The 19664-nt window shown below is 71.2% G+C and carries 1 protein-coding gene; it reads right to left on the reverse strand.

What is annotated here, in order from left to right:
- Positions 1-5: 5 nt before the first annotated feature.
- A partial coding sequence (locus A5695_RS12270) for a non-ribosomal peptide synthetase (RefSeq protein WP_068081735.1) occupies positions 6-19664 on the reverse strand: 19659 nt, incomplete at its 5' end.

Consider the following 19664-nt stretch of genomic DNA (forward strand, 5'->3'; position numbering starts at 1 on the left):
CGCGGTTATCCGGCGCGCTCGCCCGGCAGCTTTTCCTGCCGAGCACCGCGCTGGCCACCGTGGGCCAATTCGAGTCGGCGTTCGGCGAGCACCAGCAGGTGCCGGAGTCGTTGCCCGTAGAGAGCCACCGAATTCCCGGTCAGCATGTCGTCGTGCGCGCAGTCGATCGCGTAGCTGAGGATCTCTCCGGTGACGTGGGGCCGCCACGACCGCGACAGGAACGCGGCGCGCTCGGCCTCGCCCCTTGTTGCGGCGATGATGGTGGTGTCCCCGTTGAAAACCCTCGGCTGGTGGGATCGGTACCGCTCGACGTTCTTGCGAACGTTGTGGGTCAGCAGTTCGAAAAGCCGTTGCGACGACGCGGCTTCGGCCATGGCCCGTTGCTCACCCAGATTGTCCTCCGGTGAGGCGACACCGTCGTCGGTGGCGGGTTGGGCGTCGAGCAGGATCAGGCGCCCCACGACGCATCCGCGTCGCTGCAGTTCGACCGCGAGCTCGTGCGCTATCACGCCGCCGAACGACCAGCCAAGCAGGTGGTAGGGCCCGTCCGGGTATGCCTCTTGCAGCCGGTCGGCGTAGGCCTTGGCCATCTCCCTGATGGACCGGGGTTCGGAGTCGGCCTCGATCTGCTGGATGCCGATGATCGGGCAGTCCAGGTGGGTGCCGAGAACCTGATACGGCCAACTGACGCCGCCCGCGGAATGGATGCAGAACACCGGAACGCCGGCGCCCTGCTTCAGGGTCTGCACCGGGACGATCTCGTCGTCGTCGGTGGCGGCCGTGCCCGTGCCCAGGCGCTGGCTCAGGCTGCGCACCGTGGGCGCGTCGAACAGGGTGGGCACCGCAAGGTCGACGGCCAACGCGGTGTTGACCGTGGCGATCAACCGCATCGCGGAGATGCTGTCGCCGCCCAGGTCGAAGAAGGAGTCGTCGACGCCTACCCGCTCGACGCCGAGCACGCCCGCGAAGATGCCGGCCAGGATCTCCTCGCTCGCGTTCGACGGGGCCCGGTAGCCGCGGCCGGTGTACTCGGGTGCGGGCAGGGCGCGAGCGTCCAGCTTGCCGTTGCGGGTGAGCGGCAGCGCGTCGAGTGCGAGCACGGCCGCCGGGACCATGTAGACCGGGAGCCGTCCGGCGAGCGTGGTGCGCGCGTCCGCCGGGTCGGCCGTTCCGGTGATGTAGCCGACCAGCCGTTTCTCGCCGGCACGGTCCTCGCGGGCGATCACCACCGCCTGGTCGACACCGTCGAGCCGGGCCAGCGCGGCCTGCACCTCGCCCAGTTCGATGCGGTAGCCGCGGATCTTGACCTGCTCGTCGGCGCGGCCGACGTACACCAGCTGACCGTCGGCGCCCCAGAGCACCAGGTCGCCGGTGCGGTACATCCGTCTCCCGGGCTCGCCGAACGGACACGCCACGAACCGCGACCCGGTCAAGCCCGCCCGTCCGACGTAGCCGGTGGCCACGCCCGCGCCGGCCACGTACAGCTCGCCCACCACCCCGGGCGCCACCGGGCGCAGCCAGGCGTCGAGCACGAACAATCCCGCCCCCGGCACCGGCGAACCGATGGGCGGTGTCCCCGAGCCGGCCGTGAGCGGCGCGCTGATGGCGACGCACATCGTGGTCTCGGTCGGGCCGTAGGCGTTGACCATCACCCGGCCCGGCGCCCAACGATCGACGACCTCGGCCGGGCATGCCTCGCCCGCCATCACCAACGCCACCGATTCCAGCCCCGCGGGATCCAGCGCCGCCACCGCCGACGGCGTCTGGGTCAGCACGGTGACCCCTTCGTCGATCAGCAAGGCGCGCAAGTCATCCGGTGAGCGCACCACCGACTCGGGCACCACCACCACCCGCCCCCCGCGCAGCAGCGGCGCGAAAATCTCCCACACCGACACGTCGAAGGCGTACGAGTGGCACTGCGTCCATACGCCCGGGGTGGGCAGTCCGGCGTCGAGGGAACCGATCAGCTGGGTCACGTTGCGATGCGTGACCGCCACGCCCTTGGGCACGCCGGTGGTTCCCGAGGTGTAGATGACGTAGGCGGCGCCCTCGGCCGCCGGCGCGGGCAACGGCGTGGACGGATAGGCGTCGATCGACGGGTCCTCGATGTCGACGACCCGCACGGCGCGCTCGTCCAGCCGCGACCGCAATCCCCCGGTGGTGATCGCCGCGATTGGCGCCGCATCGTCGAGCATGAACCGGATCCGCGCCCCCGGAGCCGCCGGGTCGATGGGCAGGTACGCCGCGCCCGTCTTGAGCACCGCCAGGATCGCCACGATCGCCTGGGCCGAGCGCGAAAACAGCAGGGCCACCGACTTTCCCGGGCCGGCACCCCCGGCGACGAGCAGGTGCGCCAACCGGTTCGCCGCCTCGTCCAGTTCCCGGTAGGTCATGGCCAGGTCGCCCCAGCAGATCGCCATGGTGTCCGGCCGGTGTGCGACCTGCTCGGCGAACAAGGCCACGATCGACGCCGCGGCGGGCGTGGGCCGGGTGAGCGCCGCCCGGTTGCCGAGCTCGTCCAGGTGGGACCGCTCGGATGAGTCCAGCAGGTCCACCGAAGACAGCCGCCGGGCCGGGTCGGTGGTCATCGCCACCAGCACCCGCTCCAGCCGCTCGGTGAGCGCCTCGACCGTGCGGGCGTCGAAGACGCCGGCGTCGTACTCCACGCGGAAGCCGAGCCGGTCGCCGGACAGGGCGGCTTGCATCGTCAGCGGGTAGTGGTTGCGTTCGAAGACGCTGAAGTCGGTGATGGACAGCTCGTGGTTGACCGCCATCGCCGACGTTTCGAGCGGGTAGTTCTCGTAGGCGAACAGCGTGTCGAACAACTTGTCGTGACCGGTCATCCGGTGGATCTCGGTCAGCGACAGGTGCTCGTGCTCGAGGGTGTCGTTGTGCGCGCGCTGCAGTTGCTCGAGCAGGGCCGTGGTGCTGGTGGCCGGGGTGATGCGGGCGCGCACCGGAATCGTGTTGATCAGCAGGCCCACCATCGACTCGGCGCCGACCACGTCGGCCGACCGGCCGGAGACGGTGGTGCCGAAGGCGACGTCGAAGTTGCCGGTCAGCCAGGTGAGCAGTTGCGCCCAGGCGGCCTGCAGGACCGTGCTGACGGTGCTCTGGCAGGACCGGGCCAGCTCGCCGAGCGCGCGGGTGGTCTCGGCCGACACCGCGAACGTCGCAAGGCCCCGGGCACCCAGCTCCGCCTGATGCGGCGGGCCGACCAGCGTCGGGGCGTCGAAGCCGGCGAGCACCTGACCCCACGCCGCCCGGGCGGCGTCGAGGTCGCGGTCGGCCAGCCAGGTGACGAATCGGCGGTACGGGGCCGGCGGGGCCAGCCGCTGACCGGTGAGGCCGGCGAATGTCTCGTTCACCAGGATCGGCACGGACCAGCCGTCGAGCACGATGTGGTGAATGGTGAGCACCAACCGGTGCCGGTCCTGCGCGGTGCGGATCATCGCGACCCGGAAGGCCGGCTGGTCGGCCAGGTCGTAGACCGCGGCGCGTTCGGCCGCGCAGAGCTCCCCGACTTGCTCGTCGGCGCCGTCGCCGGCGTCGAGCTCGACGTATTGCCACGCCATCGCCGGATTCGCGGGGATGACCTGCACCGGCTCGTCGAATTCCTCGGAGAATCGGGCGACCAGGTGCGGGTGCCGGTCCACCACCGTCTGGACGGCGGCGCGCAGCCGGTCGGAGTCCAGCGCGCCGCTCACGCTGATGTCCAGCTGCACCACGTACAGGTCGTCCTCGCGGGCCCGGGTGGTGGTGGCATGGAAGAGCAGCCCCTGCTGCAGCGGCGTCAGCGGCAGCACGTCGGCGATCGGGTTTCGCCGTTCGAGCTCGTCGATCTGTTGCTGGGCCAACCTCGCCGGCAGGACGTCGGAGGGGGTCAGCCCGCCGCCGCCCGCACGCACGTGGGCGCAGATGCCGGTCAGCGCCTCGAACCAGAGCCGGCTCAGCCGGGTGACCTGCTCGCGGTCCAGGGCCGACGGCGCCCACGTCCAGTTCGCGTGCAGCTGCGGGCCGGTCTCGCCGTCGGCGGTGCCCGCGTTCAGGTCCACGGTGTGCATCAGCGGCATAGGCACCGACGTGCTGGTCCCGGTGATCGCGGAGCCGTCCCGCGAGATCCGCCACAGCTCGTCGGACATCTCGGCCGCCGCGCCGCCCAGCCGGCCCAGGTAGTTGAACCCGATCGTCGGATCCGAGCCGTCCAGGTCGACGTCGGCGTTCAGGTAGCGCAGCAGCCCGTAGCTCAGCGGGTCCGGCAGGGCCCGCAGCTGTTCCTTGGCGCGCTTGAGTACCGCGCCCAGCGCTGGCGCTCCGGAAAGCACTTGCGCCCAAGGCAATTCGTCGACCGCCAGCGACACCGGGTATTTGGTGGTGAACCAGCCGACAGTGCGCGAGAGGTCCACGCCGCCGGCCAGCTCCTCGTGACGCCCGTGGCCTTCGACGTCGATGCCGACCGGAGCGCCACCGGTGCCCAAGAACTCCGTCCACGCCAGGGCGTACCCGATCAGCAGGATGTCGTTGACCCCGGCGTGGAACGCCGCCGGCGCCTCGCCGAGCAGGATGCGGGTGGTCTGCACGTCGAGTTCCAGCGACAGGTGCTCGGCGGTTTCGTAGGTGTCGGTCGCGGGCCGGACCGGGCGCAGCGCGGTCGGGGTCGCCGCGACGCGCCGCCAGGCGTCGGCCTGCTCGACCACCGCCGGGGCGTGCGCATGCTCGCTCAGCAGTGCGGCCCAGCGGGCGAATGACGTGCCGGCCGGCGGCAACGCCACCGGCTGCCCGGCGCGATGCTGGGCCCACGCGATGTTCAAGTCTTCCAACAGGATTCGCCAGGACACCCCGTCGACGGCGAGGTGGTGGACGATCAGCACCAGCTGGCGGGTCGAGGTGGCCCACAGCGCGCTCAGCATCACCCCGTCGGCGGGGTCCAGCCGGGACCGCGCCGCCACCACCGCCGCATCGGACATCTCGTCCACCGTGCGCAAGTGGTCGGCCGCCTCCACCGCTGCCGCCTCGGGCACCGTCAACGACCACCCCTCGCCGACCCGCAGCCGTAGCATGGCGTGCCGGTCCAGCAGGGCCTGCAGCACCGCCGCCACGTCGGCCTCGGTGACCCCGGCGGGCGCCTCGACGACCAGCGTCTGGTTGAACTGGTCGATCGGGCCGTCGACGCTCTGCAGCCAGCGCATGATCGGGGTCGCCGGCAGTTCCCCGGTGCCCTCGTCGGTCTCGCCGTCGTCGCCGTCGGTCGCGGCGACCACGCGGGCCAGCCGGGCCACGGTCTGCTCGACGAAGATGTCGCGCGTCCGGCAGGCCAGGCCGGCGGCGCGCGCCCGGGTGACCACCTGCATCGACGAGATGCTGTCGCCGCCCAGGTCGAAGAAGGAGTCGTCGACGCCAACCCGCTCGACGCCGAGCACCTGGGCGTAGATGCCGGCCAGGGTCTCCTCGACCGGGGTGCTGGGCGCGCGGTACCGGTCGGCGTCGGAGTATTCGGGCGCCGGCAGGGCGCGGGCGTCGAGCTTGCCGTTGGGGGTCAGCGGCAGCGCGTCGAGCGTCACCACGGCCGCCGGCACCATGTAGGCGGGCAACCGATCGGCCAGGCGGGCCCGCAGTTCGGCGGGCTCCGCCGCCCCGGTGACGTAGCCGACCAGGCGCTTGTCGCCGGAACGGTCCTCGCGGGCGACGACGGCCGCCTGCCGCACTCCGGGGAGCTCGGCCAGCGCCGCCCGGATTTCGCCGAGCTCGATGCGGTAGCCGCGGATCTTGACCTGCTCGTCGGCGCGGCCCAGGTACTGCAGCTGCCCGTCGGCGCCCCAGCAGACCAGGTCGCCGGTGCGGTACATGCGTGCGCCGGGCCCGCCGAAGGGGCAGGCGACGAACCGCGACGCCGTCAGCGCCGCCCGCCGCCAGTAGCCGCGGGCCAGGCCGGCGCCGGCGACGTACAACTCGCCGACCACGCCCGGGGGCACCGGCCGCAGGGACGCATCGAGCACGAACAGCGCCGCCCCAGCCACCGGGGAGCCGATCGGGACGACCGCGGATCCAGCCGTTAACGGCGCGCTGATCGCCGCGTACACGGTGGCCTCGGTGGGCCCGTAGGCGTTGATCATCACGCGGTCGGGCGCCCACCGGTCGATCAGCTCGGCCGGGCAGGCCTCGCCGGCCACCACCAGCGCGGCGGACTCGAGCCCACTCGGGTCCAACATCGTTGCCGCAGAGGGGGTTTGGCTGAGCACGCTGACCCGCTCGGCGACCAGGAGCGCGTGCAGGTCCTCCGGGGACCGGACCACCGCGTCGGGCACCACCACCAGGCGCCCGCCGCGCAGCAGCGCGCCGAAGATCTCCCACACCGACACGTCGAAGCCGTAGGAGTGCCACTGTGACCACACCCCAGCGCCCGGCAGGCTGGCGTCCACGGACGCCATCAGCTGGGTCACGTTGCGGTGGCTCACCGCAACGCCTTTGGGCACACCGGTGGTCCCCGAGGTGTAGATCAGGTAGGCGCTGTCCTCCGCGCTCGGCGCCGGCAACGCGGTGCCGGGTTGGGCGTCGAGGGCGGGATCGTCGACGTTGACGACAGCGACGTCGTGCTCGTCCAGCCGGGCGGCGAGTCCGGTGGTGGTGAGCGCCGCGACCGGCGCGGCGTCGGCGAGCATGAAGCCGACCCGGCCCGCGGGGTGCGCGGGGTCGATCGGCAGGTAGGCGGCGCCGGTCTTGAGCACTGCGAGGATCGCCAGGATCGCCTCGGCCGAACGGTGGAACAGCAGCGCCACGCATCGTCCCGGGCCGGCGCCCCGGCCCACGAGCAGGTGGGCCAACCGGTTGGCGGCCTCGTCGAGCTCGCGATAGCTCCACGACGAGCCGGCGCAGCTGAGCGCCACCGCATCCGGTGTGCGCGCGACCTGGGCGGCGAACGCTTCGGGAATGGACGCGGGCACGGTGTCCGCCGCGGTGAGCGCCGCCCGGTGGCCGATCTCGTCCAGCCGCGCGTGTTCGGCCGCGTCGAGCAGGTCGACCGACGAGACCGATCGGGTGGGCTCGGTGGTCATCGTCGCCAGCACCCGCTGCAGCCGCCCGACCAGCGTCTCGACGCTGTCGGCGTCGAACACGTCGGTGCGGAACTCGACCCGCCCGCCGATTCCGGCGGGCTCGTTCGCCTCGGTCCAGCGCTCGGCGAGCGAGAACGTCAGGTCCATGCGGGCGACCTGGGTGTCCAGTGGGATCGAGGTGACCCGGACGTCGCCCAGCGCGAGCCCGGTCGCGGGATCGCTGTCCTGGCCGCCGAAGTTCTGCCAGGCCAGCATCACCTGGATCAGCGGGTGATGGGTCAGGCTCCGGGTCGGGTTGACGCGCTCCACCAGCACCTCGAAGGGCACGTCCTGATGCTCAAAGGCTTCCAAGCTGCGCGTCCGCACCCGGTCCAACAGCTCGGCGAAGGTGGGATCGCCGCCTAGCTCTTTCAGGTCGACCCGCAGGACCAGGGTGTTGACGAAGAACCCGACCAGGTCGTCGAGGGCGGGGTCGCGGCGCCCGGCGATCGGGAAGCCCACCGCCACATCGCTGTTCGCGCTGACCTTGGACAGCAGCACCGCCAGGGCGGCCTGGACCACCATGAAGCTGGTCGCATTGTGTTCGCGGGCGACCGCCGTGATCTGCTGCTGCAAGTCGGCCGGCCAGTCGATCGCCACGGTCGCGCCGCGCTGGTCGGCGACCTCGGGGTAGGGCCGATCGGTGGGCAGCGCCAGCCGTTCCGGCATGCCGGCCAGGGTCTCTTCCCAGTAGGCCAGCTGACCGGCGATGCGGCTGTCGCGGTCCTTCAGGTCGCCGAACTGGTCGCGCTGCCACAGGGTGTAATCGACGTATTGGACCGGTAATTCGGGCCACTGGGGCGCGTCCCCCGCGCACCGGCTGGCGTAGGCGACGCCCAAGTCGGCGGTCAGCGGTCGCAGCGACCACCCGTCGGCGGCGATGTGGTGCACGACCGCGACCAGTACGTGTTCGTCGTCGGCGACGCGGAAGAGCCAGGCCCGCAACGGGATATCGGTCGACAGGTCGAAGGTGTCGCGGGCCGCGGCCTTGACGGCCTCGCCCAGGCGGCTCGCCGACCAGCCGGCGGCGTCGACGACGTGCCAGCCGAAATCGGCTTGGTCCGCGGGGATGACCACCTGCTGCGGTGTTCCGTCGGGGGCCGCGAACACGGTCCGCAGGCTCTCGTGGCGGGCCACCACGTCGGCCAGGGCCGCTCCGAGGGCTCGCGCGTCGAGCGGGCCACGCAGGCGCATGGCCGCCGCCATGTTGTAAACCGGTGAGGGGCCTTGCAATTGGTCGAGGAACCACAACCGGCTCTGCGCGAAGGAGAGCGGCACCACCGCGGGCCGCGGGCCGGCCACCATCGGATCGAGCCGGGTCGCGCCCTCACCGATGCGGGGCGCGAGCGCCGCGATGGTGGGCGCCTCGAACACGGCGCGCACCGACAGGTATTCGTCGAGGTCGGTGTTGACGGCGGCGATCAGGCGCATCGCCGAGATGCTGTCTCCGCCGAGGTCGAAGAACGATTGGTCGATGCCGACGCGGTCGATGCCGAGCACTTGGGCGTAGATGCCGGCCAGGATTTCCTCGGTGGGATTCGTCGGGGCACGGTATCCGGAGGCGCTGTATTCCGGCGCCGGGAGCGCGCGGGTGTCGAGCTTGCCATTGACCGTCACGGGTAGCGCCTCGAGCACCACGATCGCGGCCGGGACCATGTAGTCCGGCAGCCGCGCGGCCAGCGCGGCGCGCATCGCGGCCGGCTCGGCGGCTCCGGTGATGTAGCCGACCAGTCGCTTATCGCCGGGGCGGTCCTCGCGGACGATGACCACCGCTTCGTCGACGCCCTCCAAAGCGGCAAGCGCCGAGCGGATCTCGCCGATCTCGATGCGGTAACCGCGGATCTTGACCTGCTCGTCGGCGCGGCCGACGTACTGCAGCTGGCCGTCGGTGCCCCAGCGCACCAGGTCCCCGCTGCGATACATCCGTTGTCCGGGCTCGCCAAACGGGCACGCCACGAACCGCGATGCGGTCAGCTCGGGCCGGCGCACGTATCCCAGGCCCACCCCGCGCCCGGCCACATACAGCTCCCCGACCACCCCGACCGGCACCGGCCGCAGCCAGCCGTCCAGCACGAACAGTCCCGTCCCTGGCACCGCCGAACCAATTGGCGGCGCACCGGATTTCGCGGTCAGCGGGACACTCATGGACGCGAAGATCGTGCTCTCGGTCGGGCCGTAGACGTTCATCATCGCCCGGCGCGGCGCCCAGCGGTCCACCAGCTCCGGCGGCACGGGCTCCGCGCCGATCACCAGCGCAACCGAATCGAGGCCTTCCGGTGACAGCATGCGAACGGCCGCCGGGGTCTGACTCAACACACTGACCCGCTCGGCGACCAGCAGGGCGTGGAAGTCCTTGGGCGAGCGGGCGATCGCCTCAGCCACCACCACCAGCCGCCCGCCGTGCAGCAGCGCCCCCCAGATCTCCCACACCGAGAAATCAAACGCATACGAGTGGAACTGGGTCCACACCTGATCCGGCGTCAACGCCACGCCGACTTCCGGAGCGGCGAACAACCGGGTCACGTTGGCGTGGCTCACCGCCACCGCCTTGGGCACCCCGGTGGTCCCCGAGGTGTAGATGATGTGCGCGACATCTTCGGGATCGGGTCCCGGGGGCGCCGTGATGGGCTGCGACTGCAGGGCAGGGCTGTGCACGTCGATGACCGGCAACACATACCCGGCCAACTTCTCGGTCAGCTCGGCCGTGGTCAGCGCGGCCACCGGCGCGGTATCGGCCAGCATGAACTCGATCCGCGCCACCGGCAGCGCGGGGTCGATCGGCAAATACGCCGCCCCCGACTTCAACACGGCCAGGATCGCCACGATCGCCTCCGCCGACCGGGAGAACAACACCGCCACCGACTCCCCCGGACCCGCACCCCGACCCATCAACAGATGTGCCAACCGATTCGACGCCTCGTCCAACTGCCGATACGTCAACGACCGACCGTCGAACGACACCGCTACGGCCCCCGGCGCACGAACCACCTGAGCGGCGAACAACGCCGGAATCGACGCCGGCGCCCACTCCTGAGCCAGGACCGCGCGGTTCCCGAAGTCGTCGAGCCTGCGATGCTCGTCGGCGACCAGCGCGTCGGTCGCCGACAAGCGGCGGTGCGGATCGGTGGTCATGGCCACCAACGCCCGGCGCAGCCGCTCGATCAGCGTGCCGATGGCCTGGGCGTCGAAGACATCGGTGTCATATTCGACGCGCAGGCGCAGTTCGTGACCCGGTTGGGCCTGGATCGTCAACGGGTAGTGGGTGGATTCACGGCTGGCGATGTCGGTGATGGACAGCTCGTGATTGCCGGACAGAGCGGCGGCGTCGATCGGGTAGTTCTCGTAGGCGAACAGGGTGTCGAACAGCTGGTCATGACCGGTGATGCGGTGAATTTCGTTGAGCGCCAGGTGCTGGTGGTCGAGCGTGTGGTTATAGGCGCCCTGCAGTTGCTCGAGCAGGCCGGCCGCGGTGGTGGTCGGGGTGAGGTTTGCCCGCACCGGCACGGTGTTGATCAGGAGGCCGACCATCGATTCCGCGCCGGGGATCTCGGCCGGCCGGCCCGAGACCGTGGTGCCGAACGTGACGTCGTGTTGGCCGGTCAGCGAGCACAGCAGTTGCGCGTAGGCGGCCTGCAGCACCGTGTTGACGGTGGTGTGGCAGGAGCGGGCCAGCTCGCCCACGGCGCGAGTGAGGTCGGCCGGCAGCCCGAGCGTCGCGGCGGCCTGCTTCCCCGGCCGCAGCCGGTCCTGGCGCCCGACCAGCGTCGGGGTGTCGAAGCCGGCGAACACCTCGGCCCAGGCGGCGCGGGCGGCATCGCGGTCGCGGGCGGCCAGCCAGCTGACGAAGCTGCGGTACGGCGCGGCCTCGGGCAGGCGCTGACCGTAGTAGGCGGCGAAGATGTCGCCGAGCAGGATCGGCATCGACCAACCGTCGAGCACGATGTGGTGGTTGGTCAGCACCAGGTGGTGGCGGTCAATTCCGCTGCGGATCAACGCAACTCGGAAGGGCAATTGGTTGGCGAGGTCGCACACGGCGGCGCGTTCGGCGGCGCACAGCTGCCGGATCTGCTCGTCGACGTCGGCGTCGTCGCGCAGCTCGATGTACTGCCAGGCCGCGGCGGGCTCGGCCGCGATGACTTGCACCGGCTCGTCGAACTGATCGACGAACCGGGCCACCAGGTTGGGGTGCCGCTTGACCACGCCGCGCACGGCGTCGCGCAGCCGGCCGGGGTCGAGCGGTCCGGAGACGCTGATGTCGAGCTGTCCGGCGTACAGGTCGCTGCCATTCTGCTCGGCGCCGCGGGCGGTGTTCGCGTGGAAGAGCAGCCCCTGCTGCACCGGGGTCAGCGGCAGCACGTCGGCGACGTCGTGTTGGAGCTGCAGCTGGTCGATCTGCTTCTGGCTGAGGCGGGCCGGCGCGACGTCCGACGGCGTCAATCCGCCACCGCCGGATCGCACGTGGGCGCAGATCCCGGCCAGGGCCTCGAACCAGAGCCGGCTCAGCCGGGTGACCTGTCCGTCGTCCAACGCGGAGGGCGCCCAGGTCCAGTTGGCGTGCAGGTGCGGACCGGTCTCGGTGTCGACGGTGGCCGCGTTGAGCTCCAGGGTGTGCATCAGCGGCATGGGGATGGCCGCGGCGGCGGCGGTGACCGAGCCCGGCACCGGCCGCCACATCTCCTCGGAGAGTTCGGTCGTACCGCCTTGGCGCCCAAGGTAGTTGAACCCGATCGCCGGATCGGCGGCGTCTAGGCCGACGCCGGCGTTGAGGTAGCGCAGCAACCCGTAGGTCAGCGAGTCCGGGAGGGCGCGCAGCTGCTCCTTGCCGACCTTGAGCGCCGCACCGAGCGCGGCGTCACTGGCGACCACCTGCGCCCAGGACAGCCCGCCGACGTTCAAGGCCACCGGGTACTTGGCGGTGAACCACCCGACGGTGTGCGACAGGTCGATGTCGCGGCCCAGCTCCTCGTTGCGGCCGTGGCCCTCGACGTCGATGCCGATCGGCGCGCGGGCGTCGCCCAGGAATTCGCGGAGCGCCAGGGCGAACGCGACGAGCAGGATGTCCTGGATGCCGGCGTGGAACGCCGCCGGCACCTCACCGAGCAGCATGCCGGTGGTCTCCGCGTCCAACTCCGTCGACAGGTGTCCGGCGGTGGCGAAGGTGTCCACGTCGGGGCGCACTGCGGGCAGCGCCGCGGGGGTGGCCGCCACCTGCCGCCAGGTGTCCAGCTGGTTCACAACGTCCCGGTCGCCCGCGTGCTCAGCCAGCCGCGACGCCCACCGGGCGAACGACGTCCCCGCCGTCGGCAGGGCCACCGGCTGCCCAAGCCGGTGCTGGGCCCAGGCGATATTCAAGTCTTCCAACAGGATTCGCCAGGACACCCCGTCGACGGCCAGATGGTGCACGATCACGGCCAGCTGGTTGGTGGTGGTGACCCACAGCGCGCTGAGCATCGCCCCGGCGGCCGGGTTCAACCGCGAGCGGGCCTCGACGAGTGCCGCTTCGGACAACTCGCCCACCGCGTGCAGGCAGTCGCGGGCGTCCACCGAACCGGGCTCGGGCACCGTCAGGGACCATTCGTCGTCGAGGCGCAGCCGCAGCATGCCGTGCCGGTCGAGTAGTGCCTGCAGCACCACCAGCACGTCGGCCTCACCCACGGTGGCGGGGGCCTGCACCAGCATCGTCTGGTTGAACTGATCGACCGGCCCGTCCACTTCGCGCAGCCAATGCATGATCGGGGTGGCCGTCACCGGACCCACGCCCTCGTCGAGGGCGCCGGTGACCGCCTCGGCCACCTCGGCCACCCGCGCCAGTCGGGCGACGGTCTGCTCGACGAACAGGTCGCGCGTGCGGCAGATCAGGCCGGCGGCCCGGGCCCGCGTCACCACTTGCATCGACGAGATGCTGTCGCCGCCGAGATCGAAGAAGGAGTCGTCCACCCCGACGCGGTCGAGCCCGAGCACCTGGGCGTAGATGCCGGCCAGGATCTGCTCGACGGCGTTGCCCGGGGCGCGGTATTGGTCCGCGTCGGAGTACTCCGGTGCGGGCAGCGCGCGGGTGTCGAGCTTGCCGTTGGGAGTGAGCGGCAGGGCCGGCATCGCGACCACGGCCGCGGGAATCATGTACGCCGGCAACCGCTCCGCCAACGCGGCCCGGACCTCGGCGGGATCGGCCGTTCCGGTCAGGTAGGCGACCAGGCGCTTGTCACCGCGACGGTCCTCACGGGCGATGACCACCGCCTGCTCCACCCCGTCCAGCCAGGCCAGCGCCGCGCGCACGTCGCCGAGCTCGATGCGGTAACCGCGAATCTTGACCTGCTCGTCCACGCGGCCGAGGTAGTCCAGCTGCCCGTCGGCGCGCCAGCGCACCAGGTCCCCGGTCCGGTACATGCGGGTCCCGGCGCCGCCGAATGGGCAGGCGACGAACCGCGACGCGGTCAGACCGGCGCGCCGCCAGTATCCGCAAGCGACACCCGAACCGGCCACGTACAACTCGCCGACCACGCCGACGGGCACCGGCCGCAACCGCCCATCGAGGACGAACAACGCGCCGCCGGGCACCGGCGAACCGATCGGCACCACACCCGACTCCGCGGACGCCGCCGTCAGGGGCGCGCTGACCGCCGCGTACACGGTGGCCTCGGTGGGCCCGTAGGCGTTGATCATCGCCCGGTCCGCCCCCCACCGCTCGACCAGCTCGGCGGGGCACGCCTCGCCGGCCACTACCAGGGTGACCGACTCCAGCCCCTCGGGTGACAACATCGCCGCCGCGGACGGGGTTTGGCTTACTACGCCGACCTGTTCGGTCACCAGCAGTGCGTGCAGGTCTTCCGGTGAGCGGGCGACCGATTCGGGCACGACGACCAGCCGTCCGCCGTGCAGCAGGGCACCGAAGATCTCGTGGACCGAGACATCGAAGGCCAGGGAATGCCACTGCGACCACACCCCGGCGCGCGGCAGACCGGCGTCCATGCGCGCCAGCAGTTGGGTCGCGTTGCGATGGGTAACCGCAACGCCTTTGGGGACACCGGTGGTGCCGGACGTGTAGATCAGGTAGGCGATGTCCTCCGGGGCGGGCGCGGTGAGCGCCGGGCCGGGCTGGTCGGCGGCGGCCCCGTCACCGACGTCGATGACCGGCACGTTATGGCCGATGAGCCGGTCGGCCAGCTCCGCGGTGGTGACGACGGCCATCGGCGCAGCGTCGGACAGCACGAACCCGATCCGGGCCTCCGGGAGCGCCGGGTCGATCGGTAGATAGGCCGCGCCGGCCTTGAGCACGGCCAGGATCGCCACGATCGCCTCGGCGGAGCGCGAAAACAGCAGCGCCACAACGTGTCCCGGCTCCGCGCCGCGGGAGGCCAATACGTGCGCCAGTCGGTCCGCGGCGGCGTCCAGCTCTCGGTAGGTCATGGACCGGCCGCCGGACACGAGTGCCACCGCCTCCGGCGTGCGGGCCACCTGCGCGGCGAACAACTGCGGAATGGACACCGGCGCGGCCACCCGATCGGTCAGCGCCGCAAGGTTTCCGATCCGGTCGAGGCGGGCATGCTCGGCCGCATCGAGTAGGTCGAGGGTCGACAGCGCGTGGCTGGGGTCGACGGTCATCGCGGTCAGGACCCGCTGTAATCGCCCGACCAGCGCCTCGATGCTGTCCGCGTCGAACACGTCGGTGCGGAATTCCACCGTCCCGCCGATCCCGGCGGGCTCACCCGCCTCGCTCCAGCGTTCGGCCAACGAGAAGGTCAAATCCATGCGGGCGGTTTGGGTGTCCACCGGCATCGGTGTGATTTCGACGTCGCCCAGGGTCAGTCCTGCGACCGGGCCGCCGCCCTGCCCGGCGAAGTTCTGCCACGCCAGCATCACCTGAACCAGCGGGTGATGGCTCAGGCTGCGGGCGGGGTTGAGCCGTTCGACGAGCACCTCGAAGGGCACGTCTTGGTGTTCGTACGCGGCCAGGCTTCGCTGCCGCACCTGCGACAGCAGGTCGGTGACGGTGGGGTCGCCGCCTAGCTCTTTCAGGTCGACCCGCAGCACCAGGGTGTTGACGAAGAACCCGACCAACTCGTCGAGGGCGGGGTCGCGCCGACCCGCGATCGGGAACCCCACGGCCACCTCGGAACTCGCGCTGATCTTGGCGAGCAGCACCGCCAGCGCGGTCTGGACCACCATGAAGCTGGTCGCGTTGTGCTGGCGGGCCAGCTCGCCGACTCGCTGCTGCAGCTCGGTCGGCCAGTCCACTTCCACAGTGGCGCCGCGCTGATCGGCCACCAGCGGGTAGGGCCGGTCCGTGGGCAGCGCCAGCCGGTCGGGCATGCCGGCCAGCGCCTCTTCCCAGTAGGCCAGCTGGGCGGCGATCGGACTGGTTCGGTCGTCGAGATCGCCGAGCTGCGTGCGCTGCCACAGCGTGTAATCGACGTATTGCACCGCAAGCGGCGCCCAGCCGGGGGCGTGTCCGGCACACCGGCTCGCATACGCGACGCCCAGGTCGCGCACCAGCGGGGTAATCGACATACCGTCGGCCGCGATGTGGTGAACCACGGCCACCAGCACGTGCTCGTCCTCGCCGACGCGGAAAAGCTCGGCCCGCAATGGGATTTCGGCCGCGAGGTCGAAGGTGTAGCGCGCTGTGGCGCCGATGGCCTCCTCGAGCTGGCCGGCGGACCAGCCGCCCGCGTCGACGACCGACCATCCGAAGTTCGCCTCATCAACCGGGGTCACCAGCTGCTGGGGCGTACCCTCGGGTGCCGCGATCAGGGTGCGCAGGCTCTCGTGGCGGGCCACCACGTCGGCCAGCGCCGTACCGAGCGCGTCGGTGTCGAGGGGCCCGCTCAGCCGCAGGGCCGCCGCCATGTTGTAAACCGGTGACGGGCCTTGTAATTGGTCGAGGAACCACAACCGGTTCTGCGCGAAGGACAGCGGAATGACCGCCGGCCGCTCGGCGGCCACCAACGGCTCCAGGCCGCTGGTGCCCTCGTCGATCCGCAACGCCAGCTGGGCTACCGTGGGCGCCTCGAACACGACGCGGACCGGCAGGCCGGCGCCGAGGTTGCTGTTGATCGCGGCGACCAGGCCCATCGCGGAGATGCTGTCGCCGCCGAGTTCGAAGAAGGAGTCGTCGGTGCCGACGCGGTCGAGGCCCAGGACGTCGGCGAAGATGGTGGCCAGGATCTCTTCGGTCGGGTTTTGCGGGGCGCGGTAGTGACCGGCGGTGTATTCGGGGGCCGGCAGCGCGCGGGTGTCCAGCTTGCCGTTGGCCGTCAGCGGCAGGGCTTCCATACCCACGATCGCGGCGGGCACCATGAACCCGGGCAACCGCTGGGAAAGCTGGGCGCGCAACGCGGCCGGATCGGCGCCGCCGGTGACATAGCCGACCAGGCGCTTATCGCCGGGGCGATCCTCGCGGGCGATCACCACCGCCTGCCCAACACCAGCCAACGCGCTTAACGCGGTTTGGATTTCACCCAGCTCGATGCGATAGCCGCGGATCTTGACCTGCTCATCGACGCGGCCCACGTAGTGCAGGTCCCCGTCGCGGTTCCAGCACGCCAAATCCCCGGTCCGATACATCCGCAGTCCCGGGGCACCGAACGGGCAGGCCACAAACCGCGACCCGGTCAATCCCGCCCGACCCGAATACCCGGTGGCCACCCCGGATCCGGCCACATACAGCTCACCGACGACCCCGGCGGGCACCGGGCGCAACCAGCCGTCGAGCACGAACAACGCCGCCCCGGCCACCGGCGACCCGATCGGCGGCACCCCCGACCCCGGCACCAGCGGCGCGCTGATCGCCACACACATCGTGGTCTCAGTCGGCCCATAAGCATTGACCATCACCCGCCCCGGCGCCCACCGGTCCACCACCTCCGCCGGGCAGGCCTCCCCGGCCAACACCACCGCCACCGACTCCAGCCCGGCCGGGTCCAGCATCGCCACCGCCGACGGCGTCTGCGTCAACACACTCACACCCTCGCCGACCACCACCGCGCGCAGCTCCTCCGGCGAACGCGCGGTGTCCTCATCGACGACCACCAGCCGCCCACCACGCAACAGCGGAGCAAAGATCTCCCACACCGACACATCGAAGGCCAACGAATGCGCATGCGACCACACCCCCGGCGCCGGCAACCCCGCATCCAGCGAACCGATCAACGCCGTCACGCTACGATGCGCCACCCCAACACCTTTGGGCACACCCGTAGTACCCGAGGTGTAAATCACATACGCCAAACCCTCGGCATCCGGCACCGCTAAGGCGGTGTCAGGCAAGGTGTCGAGACGCCGATCGTCGACGTCGGCGACGGGCACACCGTGGCCCTCGAATCGCCCGGCCAGATCGGCGGTACTGACCGCGACCACCGGAGCGGCGTCGCGGAGCACAAACTCGATCCGGGCATCCGGGGACGACGGGTCGATCGGCACATACGCCGCCCCGGTCTTCAGCACCGCCAACATCGCCGCGATCGCCTCGGCCGACCGCGAAAACAGCAGTGCCACAATCTGTCCCGGACCCGCACCGTGGTCCACCAGCAGGCGCGCCAACCGGTTCGACGCCGCATCCAGCTCGCGATACGACACCGACACCCCGGTACCCGAGACCGCCACCGCCTCCGGCGCGCGGGCCACCTGCGCGGCAAACAGCCCGGGCACCGACACCGACCCCGACACCGGCGCACTCAAAACCGCCCGATTACCAACCACATCCAACCGAGCCCGCTCGCCCTCATCGAGCACATCCACCGACGACAACCGCTGGCCGGGGTCGGCGGTGATGGCCACCAGGACCCGCTGCAGCCGTGCGATCAGCGCTTCGATGGTCTCGGCGTCGAAGACGTCGGTGCGGAATTCCACCCGGCCGCCGATGCCGGCGGCTGCCCCGGCCTCCCCCCAGCGTTCGGCCAGGGAGAACACCAAATCCATTCGGGCGGACTCGGTTTCGACCGGAACGGAGGTGACCTCGAGGTCGCCCAGCGCCAGACCCGCGGCCGGATCGTCGTGGCCGGTGAAGTTTTGCCACGCCAACATGACCTGCACCAGCGGGTGGTGGGTCAGGCTGCGCGTCGGGTTGAGCCGCTCGACGAGCAACTCGAACGGCACGTCTTGATGCTCGAAGGCCTCCAGGCTGCGCGCCTGGACGCGTGCCAACAGTTCGGAGAAGGTGGGATCGCCGGCCAGGTCGACGCGCAGCACCAACGTGTTGACGAAGAACCCGACGAGCAGGTCGAGGGCGCGGTCGCGGCGCCCGGCGATCGGGAAGCCGATCGGAATGTCCGAGCTGGCCCCGATTTTCGACAGCAGCACCGCCAGCGCGGCCTGCACCACCATGAACGTGGTCGCGTTGTGCTCGCGGGCCACCCGGCGAACCTGCTGCTGCAGATCGGCCGGCCACTCCACGACCACGCTGGCGCCGCGCTGGTCGGCGACGGGCGGGTAGGGCCGGTCGGTGGGCAGCTGTAACCGTTCCGGCATGCCCGCCAACGCGCCCTGCCAGTAGGACAGCTGGGCCGCGATGGGGCTCTCGCCGTCGTCCAGGTCACCGAATTGCGCGCGCTGCCAGAGCGTGTAGTCGGCGTATTGCACAGGCAGGTCGGCCCACTCGGGCGCGTGCCCCGCGCTTCGGCTGGCGTACGCGACACTGAGGTCCGCGCCCAACGGCGTGAGGGACAGCCCGTCCGCGGCGATGTGGTGCACGACGATCACCAGCAGGTGTTCCTGCTCGCCGAGAGCGAACAGCCTTGCGCGCAGCGGGGTTTCGGTGGCCAGGTCGAAGGCGTAGCGCGTGGTGGCCGCGATGGCCTCGTCCAGCTCGCCCGCCGGGGATGCGGTGGCGTCGACGACCTCCCAGCCGAAGTCGACCTCCTGCGCGGGGACCACCACTTGCTGGGGCGTTCCGTTGCGCGCGGGGAACCGCGTGCGCAGGCTCTCGTGGCGGCTCACCACGTCGGCCAGCGCCGTGCGCAGCGCGTCGGTGTCGAGGCGCCCACCAAGCCGCAACGCGGCCGCCATGTTGTAGATGGGCGACGGGCCCTGCAGCTGCTGAATGAACCACAACCGGCTCTGCGCGAACGACAGGGGGATCACCGCTGGACGCTCGCCCGCGACCAACGGCTGCAGGCGTCCCGCGCCCTCGCCGATGCGGGGTGCGAGCTGTGCGACCGTCGGCGCCTCGAACACGGCACGGACTGGCAGCTCGGTCTCGAGTGAGCTGTTGATCGCCGCGATCAGGCGCATCGTGGACAGCGAATCGCCGCCGAGATCGAAGAACGAGTCGTCGATCCCGACGCGTTCGACCCCGAGTACCTCGGCGTAGATGCCGACCAGGATCTCCTCGACCGCCGTGCTCGGGGCGCGGTAGTTGCCGGCGTCTTGGTAGTCCGGGGCGGGCAGGGCGCGAGCGTCGAGCTTGCCGTTGACGGTCATCGGCAGCGCCGGAAGGACGACGACCGCGGCCGGGACCATGTACGCGGGAAGCCGCTCGGCCAGCGCCGCGCGGGCGTTGCCCGCGTCCACCGTCCCGGTAACGTACCCGACCAGGCGTTTATCCCCGGGGCGGTCCTCACGGGGGACGACCACGGC

It is taken from the genome of Mycobacterium sp. E1747 (assembly GCF_001667775.1).
Lineage (GTDB): Bacteria > Actinomycetota > Actinomycetes > Mycobacteriales > Mycobacteriaceae > Mycobacterium.